Below are 386 nucleotides of genomic sequence, written 5' to 3' on the forward strand. Positions count from 1 at the left end.
TCTTTCATCTTTAGAGTAAAAAACCCTAATCAATGCTTACTGAAACAGTAAATATTCATTAGGATTTCGGGTCCAACGCGACACGTTTTCTACCTTTGTTACCTTCCTTTCACAAAGCAAGGAAATGGTAGGCTTGGGCAGACTTGAACTGCCGACCTCACCCTTATCAGGGGTGCGCTCTAACCAGCTGAGCTACAAGCCTTCAGTTTCTAAGTTTGTTAGCAACAAACCCAGTTTCAAGTAGATGGTGGAGCTAAGCAGGATCGAACTGCTGACCTCCTGAATGCAAATCAGGCGCTCTCCCAGCTGAGCTATAGCCCCATAAACTTGTGTCGTTCTTCATTTTAAACAAGACTATCTGTGTAGGCACTGCATCAAGGCGTCTT

General features: G+C 44.6%; 2 tRNA genes. Both read right to left on the reverse strand.

Annotation, left to right across the window (positions count from 1 at the left end):
* Positions 1-125: 125 nt before the first annotated feature.
* A tRNA-Ile gene (locus tag ACFI6L_RS20320) sits at positions 126-202 on the reverse strand.
* A gap of 43 nt (positions 203-245) precedes the next feature.
* Positions 246-321, reverse strand: a tRNA-Ala gene (locus ACFI6L_RS20325).
* Positions 322-386 lie beyond the last annotated feature (65 nt).

The organism is Alteromonas sp. G4i35 (genome assembly GCF_054960375.1).